The 1,185-nt window shown below is 33.4% G+C and carries 1 protein-coding gene and 1 pseudogene; both read left to right on the plus strand.

Going from position 1 to position 1,185, the window contains the following annotated elements; all coding sequences use genetic code 11:
• The first annotated feature begins 85 nt into the window (after positions 1 to 85).
• Positions 86 to 853 (plus strand): hypothetical protein, encoded by a 768-nt coding sequence (locus tag V7137_RS30390; protein ID WP_335701515.1) that lies wholly within the window; start codon positions 86 to 88, stop codon positions 851 to 853.
• 18 nt (positions 854 to 871) lie between these two features.
• Positions 872 to 991 (plus strand): annotated as a pseudogene (locus V7137_RS30395) (thioredoxin reductase); the annotation flags it as partial.
• Between the last annotated feature and the right edge of the window lie 194 nt (positions 992 to 1,185).

The following is a 1,185-nucleotide window of genomic DNA, read 5'->3' on the forward strand; positions in this document are numbered from 1 at the left end:
ATAATCGTTATCAACTAAAATAGAGTTAAGTGATAATATTTATCAATTAGCAAAGTTGGATTTATGATATGGGAGGGGTTTTGACATGAAGAGCCATATGAAAGCAATGAAATATATGACGGAGGAAAATTTAAGAGGTTTCATTACTTGTCCTTATAAATTTTATTATGAATATATTGAGAAGAAAAAACTCCCAATGGACTGGAGACATATGGTTCAACAGGTTGTAAATCATGTCGTCTTTTCTTATTTTCGACTCCCAATCGAACAGCGATCAGCAGCAAAAATTCTTTCATTGGTCGACCGATATTGGATCAACATATCTCCTCAAATATTTGAATCTAGAATTCACTATTATACGGTAACCGCTAAAATTACCGATTACTTAATGCAAAATTTGACCATAGAAACAGATTCAACCCCACCTTTATTTTTATTTGAAAAATTTAAATCCACTATACAAGAACTAGATATGGATATCTCTTTAACGATTGATGTGGCGGAATGGTCCAATTCCTCCATTGTTGTAAAAAAGTACTTAGTCGAGGCAGAACCAGACATGCTAATGCTTTATAACCATTTAATCGCAGTATTTTCGAAGAAGGTGTTTAATAAAATCCCTGACAGAATTGAAGTGACAACTTTATTGGACGGAAAAAAGCATACATTTTTTCCTACATCTGAAAAAATTGAAGAAAGCATTCGTTATTTGCAGGCGATGAATTATTTTGTAGGTAATTCCTCAAGTTTTAATGAGGTATACAACGAAGATGATTGTGATACTTGTCCTTTTGAACATGTCTGTAAACGTGATGCGCGAAATGTAAATGAACTGACTACATATTTTTCATAAAAGATTTTCCTGGCAGGAAGTGTAAATAAAGCGAAACAATTTATTCAGCCAGACGCAAGTAAAATTGGAATGGTCTCCTCCCACAATGAACTCTTTAAGAAGCGCAATAGGGAATTAGTGAAACAAATGATGAAATAAGCAAAGCAAAACTCTTTGTTGCAAAAGTCCGTCTTCTGATATACCCTTCAAAAAATGATACAAGGGGAAAGGTGTTTTATGTTACATCTATTTGGTCCGATATATCTCTTCCATGATCACGTCTACTTGACGTGATTCTTTTTTGCTTCCATTTTATTGCTATAATACAATGAAGTTAAGGGGTGGTAAAAATG

The sequence above is a fragment of the Neobacillus drentensis genome (genome assembly GCF_036962765.1).
Classification (GTDB): domain Bacteria; phylum Bacillota; class Bacilli; order Bacillales; family Cytobacillaceae; genus Neobacillus; species Neobacillus drentensis_C.

Excerpts from the sequence above, each read along its gene's own strand:
- V7137_RS30390 (WP_335701515.1), top strand. The coding sequence starts at position 86 with ATGAAGAGCCATATGAAAGCAATGAAATATATGACGGAGGAAAATTTA.